General features: G+C 59.9%; 9 protein-coding genes and 1 pseudogene. All 10 read left to right on the forward strand.

Annotation, left to right across the window (positions count from 1 at the left end; genetic code table 11):
• Window positions 1-3: 3 nt before the first annotated feature.
• Window positions 4-570 carry a TlpA disulfide reductase family protein gene (locus MPJ51_RS15670; protein ID WP_298388631.1) on the forward strand — a complete coding sequence of 189 codons (567 nt, stop codon included), beginning with the start codon at window positions 4-6 and terminating at the stop codon, window positions 568-570.
• Window positions 571-651: 81 nt separating this feature from the next.
• Window positions 652-996, forward strand: a complete 345-nt coding sequence (locus MPJ51_RS15675) for a hypothetical protein (protein WP_298388632.1) — start codon at window positions 652-654, stop codon at window positions 994-996.
• 89 nt (window positions 997-1,085) lie between these two features.
• The gene (locus MPJ51_RS15680) at window positions 1,086-1,415 is read left to right on the forward strand and encodes a hypothetical protein (RefSeq protein WP_298388633.1); all 330 of its coding nucleotides are present in this window, start codon (window positions 1,086-1,088) and stop codon (window positions 1,413-1,415) included.
• A gap of 60 nt (window positions 1,416-1,475) precedes the next feature.
• Complete coding sequence (locus tag MPJ51_RS15685; protein ID WP_298388634.1) at window positions 1,476-1,862, forward strand: hypothetical protein; 387 nt, start codon at window positions 1,476-1,478, stop codon at window positions 1,860-1,862.
• Complete coding sequence (locus tag MPJ51_RS15690) at window positions 1,859-2,827, forward strand: sterol desaturase family protein (protein ID WP_298388635.1); 969 nt, start codon at window positions 1,859-1,861, stop codon at window positions 2,825-2,827. The genes MPJ51_RS15685 and MPJ51_RS15690 overlap by 4 nt, the downstream gene beginning before the upstream one ends.
• A gap of 62 nt (window positions 2,828-2,889) precedes the next feature.
• The gene (locus MPJ51_RS15695; RefSeq protein ID WP_298388637.1) at window positions 2,890-3,078 is read left to right on the forward strand and encodes a hypothetical protein; all 189 of its coding nucleotides are present in this window, start codon (window positions 2,890-2,892) and stop codon (window positions 3,076-3,078) included.
• 99 nt (window positions 3,079-3,177) lie between these two features.
• Window positions 3,178-4,011, forward strand: coding sequence for an EAL domain-containing protein (locus tag MPJ51_RS15700; RefSeq protein ID WP_298388638.1), 834 nt, complete (start codon window positions 3,178-3,180; stop codon window positions 4,009-4,011).
• 191 nt (window positions 4,012-4,202) lie between these two features.
• A complete protein-coding gene (locus MPJ51_RS15705; protein ID WP_298388640.1) occupies window positions 4,203-5,378 on the forward strand; it encodes an acetyl-CoA C-acetyltransferase in 1,176 nt (391 codons plus the stop codon).
• Window positions 5,379-5,563: 185 nt separating this feature from the next.
• Window positions 5,564-6,286, forward strand: a complete 723-nt coding sequence (gene phbB, locus MPJ51_RS15710) for an acetoacetyl-CoA reductase (RefSeq protein ID WP_039523022.1) — start codon at window positions 5,564-5,566, stop codon at window positions 6,284-6,286.
• Between the two features lie 72 nt (window positions 6,287-6,358).
• Window positions 6,359-6,525: pseudogene (locus tag MPJ51_RS15715) on the forward strand (EamA family transporter); the annotation flags it as partial.

Consider the following 6,525-nt stretch of genomic DNA (forward strand, 5'->3'; position numbering starts at 1 on the left):
GATATGCGCCTATTTCGTCTGATCCCCCTTTATATGGCCCTTGCGCTGGGTGCAAACGCCGCCTTGGCGACCGATGCCGAAACGCTGGCCCCGCTGCGCGACGGCACCCTGAAACGGCTGATCCTGCATAAGGAACCCAAGCCCGCCAAGACGATCGAGTTCCTGATCGAGGATGACGGCGGCGTCGGTACGCTGGATGATTACGCGGGCAAATACGTTCTGGTGAATTTCTGGGCCACATGGTGCGCACCCTGCCGCAAGGAAATGCCGCAGATCGCCGAGTTGCAGGAAGAGTTCGGCGGCGACAAGTTTCAGGTCCTGACGATCGCAACGGGCCGGAACACCCCCGCCGGGATCGAGAAATTCTTCAACGACAACGGCATCGCCAACCTGCCCCGCCATCAGGACCCCACGTCGTCGGCTGCGCGTGAATTCGGCGTGATCGCCCTTCCGATCACGGTCATCCTGAATCCCGAAGGTCAGGAAATCGCTCGCCTGATTGGTGATGCCGAGTGGAATTCGGACAGCGCCAAGTCGATCATTTCGACGCTGGTTGGCGCCGAGAGCTGAGCAAACAGCAAGAAATAGGCGAATCGTGATATCCTCCCAACGTTTTAGTTGGGAGGATGTTTTATGAGACCCTTTTTTACATTGGCCGTTCTGGCCAGTTTTTCTTTGATTGCAGCCACAACCGCCAACGCGAAAGACCTTCGCAAGGAAAACCAGTTTCTTGAGGCCGTCGCCGGGAAAAAACTGGTCAGCGGCGAGACTTGGCTGATCATAACGCCTGACGGGAAAATCAATGGCGTCGGGCGCAACAACGCGAAGGTCACCGGTGCCTGGGCATGGAACAAGAAGTTTTGGTGCCGAAACGTTGTTGTCGGCCAAAAGGCGTTCCCCGAAGATTGTTTGAAGGTGAAGATTGACGGCAATCAGGTCGAATTCATCCGAAACAAGGGCAAAGGCGACCCCGTCATCTATACCATCAGTAACTAGGTCTGCAGCACCCATTCCGCTTTTGTGCTATGCTTAAATCGGCCCAACGGGCCGGTTTTCCTGTGCAACCTGAAGGAAGCGAGAGTGCGATGAAACCGGTGGTTCTGTTGATAGGAAAGCTGCCAAACGTGATCGGTGACGTGGCGCGGCAGTTGGATCACCTGCCGATCCAATGGCTGGGCGCGCATGATCAAGACGAAGTCCGCCACCAGTTGGAGGCCGAGCCCCGCATCACCTGTGCGATCATGGGTGCGGGTCTGGACGATACGATCCGTGGCGAATTGGTGCGCATCATCGCCGCGCGCAGGCCGGATATTTGTATCCACCTGAAAGACCGCGCCTCGGGTCCCGAGGGGCTGGTGCCCTTTGTTGAACGGGTCGTGCAATCTCAGGTACTCGAACGGCTGGAACGCGGCTGACGCCACGCCACCTTTGACAGCCCCCGGCCCGCTTTGCAGGGTATGGGCGGGGAGGATGCGATGCCGCTGGAAATTCTACTGGTGCTGGTGGTCGGCGGCATTGGCGGTATCGCGCTGCTGCTGCACCTGTCTGGCCGGTCGCAGCAAGTTGCCCTGACCCCAGACAGCGCCCGCGAACAGTGGGAGCGTCATTTCCCCGATGACGATATTATCGACGTAACCATCTCTCATGATGGCCACGCCGCGCTGGTGCGCACAGGGACGGGCAACGGGCTGCTCTGGTCATTCGGCGCGGATACGGTCGCCCGCCACCTGCTGGATTACGACCTGCTGGATCACCCCGAAGGGTTCGAGATCCTGTTCCACGAATTCTCGGCCCCCCGTGCCCTCATCCACCTGGACGAATTCGAACGCCGCCACTGGCGCGACCTGATGGAGCCCGCATGACCGATCACGTCACCTTCCCCGACGCCGTGCAATGGGCCGTCCCCTTCTTCATCGCCGCCATATTGGTCGAGTTTCTGTGGATTGCCATCAAGGGTCGGGGCGGGCGGTATGAGACGCGCGATGCCATCACCTCATTGATTATGGGGGCGGGGAACATCGCCTCGGGCTTTTTGCTGGGCTTCATCGCTTACGCATTCTTCATGTGGCTGTGGCAGATCACGCCGTTGAATCTGGGCACGTCGATCCCGGTCATCGTCTTATGCTTTGTGCTGGACGACCTGCGTTACTACTGGGTGCATCGTTTCGGGCATCGGGTGCGTTGGGTCTGGGCCAGCCATGTGAACCACCACAGCTCGCAACATTACAACCTGACCACGGCGCTGCGGCAGACCTGGACCTATACGTTCACCTTCATGATGGTGGTGCGCGCGCCGCTGATCCTGCTGGGGTTCCACCCCGCGATGGTACTATTCGTGGGCGGGCTGAACCTGATCTACCAGTTCTGGATACATACCGAAGCCATCACCAAAATGCCCCGCTGGTTCGAGGCGGTGATGAACACGCCCAGCCACCACCGCGCCCATCATGGCCGCAACGCGCGCTATCTGGATTGCAACTATGCAGGCGTCTTCATCATCTGGGACAAACTGTTCGGCACCTTTGTGCCCGAGCAGGAGGATGACCGTGTCGATTACGGGCTGGTCCACAATATCGGCACCTTCAACCCGCTGCGCGTGGCCTTTCACGAATGGGTCGGCATCTGGCATGACGCAACGCAAAAGGGGCTGAGCCTGCGCCAGCGGCTGGCCTATTGCTTTGCCCCACCCGGGTACAGCCACGACGGCAGCCGCGACAACTCGAACCAGATCAAGGCCAAACATGTCGCGCGCCATCCAGAGGATCGCGGGACGCCCGGCTTCGAACGCTTTGCCAAATCAGAGGCGGAAAGCCGCTCATCCGCTTGAAACGGGCGCCGGACGCTCCATATCGCGTGGGTATTTCACGCAGTGATGACCGGACGGGCACCATGACCAAATTGACGACACTTGCCACCCTCACCGGTCTGGTCGGCCTGATCCTGGCCATGCTGGCCGCGCTTGGCGGAGCCGCACCCACAATTCTGATGCTGGGATATGCGATGATGGCGCTGGGGCTGATCGGGGCGGTGATCGGCGCCGTTGTGTCGCTGGGCTTCGCCGGACATTCGGCCCGCTGAACCGCTCAATTCTCTGCACGCGTTAACCCAAGATTCACGTGTTTGCCGTGAAATCGGTGCCGGAGCCATTGCTGGCACGTTTAGGGAAACGGTGCGCTTATGCGGAACAAGAAACTGGCAGACCTGCCCGAAGGTGCGGACAGCCCATTGAACGCGGCTGTGACCGCGCGCGACAAATCCACCGTGCAGATGGCGACCGAGGCGGTGAAACACAAGCAATGCAAGCTGGCCTTCCAACCGGTCATGCAGGCGCAAACCCCGCAGGAGGTCGCCTTTTACGAGGGCTTCATCCGGGTTCTGGACGAAACCGGCCGAGTCATTCCCGCGCGGGATTTCATGCCGCAGGTGGAAAACACACCTATCGGTCGGGAACTCGATTGCGTCGCGCTGGAAATGGGGTTGCGAACGCTGGTGCGTAACCCGTCCATCCGACTGTCGATCAACATGTCCGCACGCTCCATCGGCTTTGCCCATTGGTCCCGTGTGTTGGACCGGTTCCTGAAAAAGGACGCAACACTGGCTGAGCGGCTGATTCTGGAAATCTCGGAAAGCTCGGCCATGCTGGTGCCCGAACTGGTCGTCGATTTCATGGACCGGTTGCAGGCCCGCGGTATCGCCTTTGCGCTGGACGATTTCGGCGCCAGCAACTTCAGCTTTCGCTACTTTCGCGAGTTTCTGTTCGACGCTGCCAAGATCGACGGGCAGTTCATCCGCGGCATCAGCGACAACCCCGACAATCAGGCACTGGTGCGCGCCCTGATCGCCGTCGCCCGGGAATTTGAGATTCTGGTGACCGCCGAATCGGTCGAAACCCAACAGGATGCCGCCTTCCTTGTCGCAAATGGTGTCGATTGCCTGCAGGGTTTTCTGTTCGGTGCGCCCTCGGTTACCCCGCCCTGGGCACCGGGGAAAGTATCGAAAACAGGAACTTAACCCTGACCCACACCGGCAAACCCCGGCCCATCCAGACGCTGAGACAAGCTGTCCGTTGCTGCATGTGCAGCATTGGGGTATGCCAGTACGTGCTGGAGCAGGGGATCACGGGGTGCTCTTGTCATGGGCCTGTCTTGGGACCATTTCACATCGGATTTCCCTAAGGACCATGACGGTAAAGGATTGACTATATGACCAACGTAGTGATCGCATCCGCCGCACGTACAGGTGTCGGCAGTTTTAGCGGTTCGTTCGCAAATACCCCTGCACATGATCTGGGCGCGGCCGTACTGGAAGCCGTTGTAGAACGGGCCGGGATCGAAAAAGGCGAAGTAAGCGAAACCATCATGGGCCAGGTGCTGACCGCCGCGCAGGGCCAGAACCCCGCCCGTCAGGCGCATATCAATGCGGGCCTGCCGCAGGAAAGCGCGGCCTGGGGTATCAATCAGGTCTGTGGCTCGGGCCTGCGTGCGGTTGCGCTGGGGGCTCAGCACATCCAACTGGGCGACGCCGAGATCGTCGCCGCTGGTGGCCAAGAAAACATGACCCTGTCACCCCATGCCGCCGCCCTGCGCGCCGGTCACAAGATGGGTGACATGAAATACATCGACACGATGATCCGCGACGGCCTTTGGGATGCCTTCAACGGCTATCACATGGGTCAAACCGCCGAAAACGTCGCCGAGAAATGGCAGATCAGCCGCGATATGCAGGATGAATTCGCCGTCGCCAGCCAGAACAAGGCCGAAGCCGCGCAGAACGCCGGTAAATTCGTCGACGAAATCGTGCCCTTCACCATCAAGACCCGCAAGGGCGACATCGTGATGGACAAGGACGAATACATCCGTCACGGCGCAACCATCGAAGCCATGGGCAAACTGCGCCCGGCCTTCGCCAAGGACGGCTCGGTCACTGCGGCCAACGCATCCGGTTTGAATGACGGTGCCGCCGCGACTCTGCTGATGTCGGCCGAGAATGCCGAAAAGCGCGGGATTGAGCCTCTGGCCCGCATCGCATCCTACGCGACCGCCGGTCTGGATCCGTCGATCATGGGCGTCGGCCCGATCTACGCCTCGCGCAAGGCGCTGGAAAAGGCGGGCTGGTCGGTTGACGATCTGGATCTGGTCGAAGCGAACGAAGCCTTTGCCGCACAGGCCTGCGCCGTGAACAAGGACATGGGTTGGGACCCGTCGATTGTGAACGTGAACGGTGGGGCCATCGCCATCGGTCACCCGATCGGCGCATCGGGCTGCCGTGTCCTGAACACACTGCTGTTCGAAATGAAGCGTCGCGACGCGAAAAAGGGTCTGGCGACCCTGTGCATCGGCGGCGGCATGGGCGTCGCCCTGTGTGTGGAGCGCGACTAAGTGGTCCGACATCCCAAATAGTCAAAGGCGCTTTCGGGCGCCTTTTTCTTTGACCGGACCATTCATGCTGCACCTGCGACAAAAATTGCGCGAAGACCCTTAAAATCATCACGAAACAATATTGCGCACCTGCGGCATATTTTGTAGCAAGATTACCAAGCCAATTCAAATCGGAGGATTCCTCAATGGCACGTACAGCACTCGTCACCGGCGGCTCTCGCGGTATCGGCGCAGCAATTTCCAAAGCTCTGAAGGCCGAAGGCTATAATGTCGCCGCCACCTATGCGGGCAATGACGAAGCTGCGGCGAAGTTTACCGAGGAAACCGGCATCGCCACCTACAAATGGAACGTTGCGGATTACGACGAATCCAAAGCGGGCATCGAGAAGGTCGAAGCCGAGGTCGGCCCCATCGACATCGTCGTCGCCAATGCAGGCATCACCCGCGACGCACCGTTCCACAAGATGACCCCGGAACAGTGGCATCAGGTGATCGACACCAACCTGACCGGTGTGTTCAACACCGTCCATCCCGTCTGGTCGGGCATGCGCGAGCGTAAATTTGGCCGCGTGATCGTCATCAGCTCGATCAACGGTCAGAAAGGTCAGTTCGCGCAGGTGAACTATGCCGCGACCAAGGCGGGCGATCTGGGCATCGTCAAATCGCTGGCGCAAGAGGGCGCACGCGCAGGCATCACCGCCAACGCCATCTGCCCCGGCTATATCGCCACCGAAATGGTGATGGCTGTGCCAGAGAAAGTGCGCGAATCGATCATCGGCCAGATCCCGGCGGGCCGTCTGGGTGAGCCGGAAGAAATCGCGCGCTGCGTCGCCTTCCTGGCCTCGGACGATTCGCAGTTCATCAACGGCTCGACCATTTCGGCCAACGGGGCGCAGTTCTTCGTCTGATCCGACCCTAACCACCACGAGGCCGACCCATATGGGTCGGCCTATCCCCATCAAACTCCTTTCCCAGCCGCAATGACCAAAACTCGCGCCACCGCCATCGGATTTATCGCCGTCCTGCTGTGGTCGCTGCTGGCCCTGTTGACGGTTGGCTCTGCCCCAACGCCACCACTGCTGCTGAACGCCATCTGCTTCACGCTTGGCGGGTCTCTGGGCCTGATCTGGACGTGGAAATCGGGTGG

Source organism: Ruegeria sp. (assembly GCF_028066395.1).
GTDB lineage: Bacteria > Pseudomonadota > Alphaproteobacteria > Rhodobacterales > Rhodobacteraceae > Ruegeria.

Excerpts from the sequence above, each read along its gene's own strand:
- MPJ51_RS15670 (WP_298388631.1), top strand. The coding sequence starts at position 4 with ATGCGCCTATTTCGTCTGATCCCCCTTTATATGGCCCTTGCGCTGGGT.
- MPJ51_RS15680 (WP_298388633.1), top strand. The coding sequence starts at position 1,086 with ATGAAACCGGTGGTTCTGTTGATAGGAAAGCTGCCAAACGTGATCGGT.
- MPJ51_RS15685 (WP_298388634.1), top strand. The coding sequence starts at position 1,476 with ATGCCGCTGGAAATTCTACTGGTGCTGGTGGTCGGCGGCATTGGCGGT.
- MPJ51_RS15690 (WP_298388635.1), top strand. The coding sequence starts at position 1,859 with ATGACCGATCACGTCACCTTCCCCGACGCCGTGCAATGGGCCGTCCCC.
- MPJ51_RS15695 (WP_298388637.1), top strand. The coding sequence starts at position 2,890 with ATGACCAAATTGACGACACTTGCCACCCTCACCGGTCTGGTCGGCCTG.
- MPJ51_RS15700 (WP_298388638.1), top strand. The coding sequence starts at position 3,178 with ATGCGGAACAAGAAACTGGCAGACCTGCCCGAAGGTGCGGACAGCCCA.
- MPJ51_RS15705 (WP_298388640.1), top strand. The coding sequence starts at position 4,203 with ATGACCAACGTAGTGATCGCATCCGCCGCACGTACAGGTGTCGGCAGT.
- phbB (WP_039523022.1), top strand. The coding sequence starts at position 5,564 with ATGGCACGTACAGCACTCGTCACCGGCGGCTCTCGCGGTATCGGCGCA.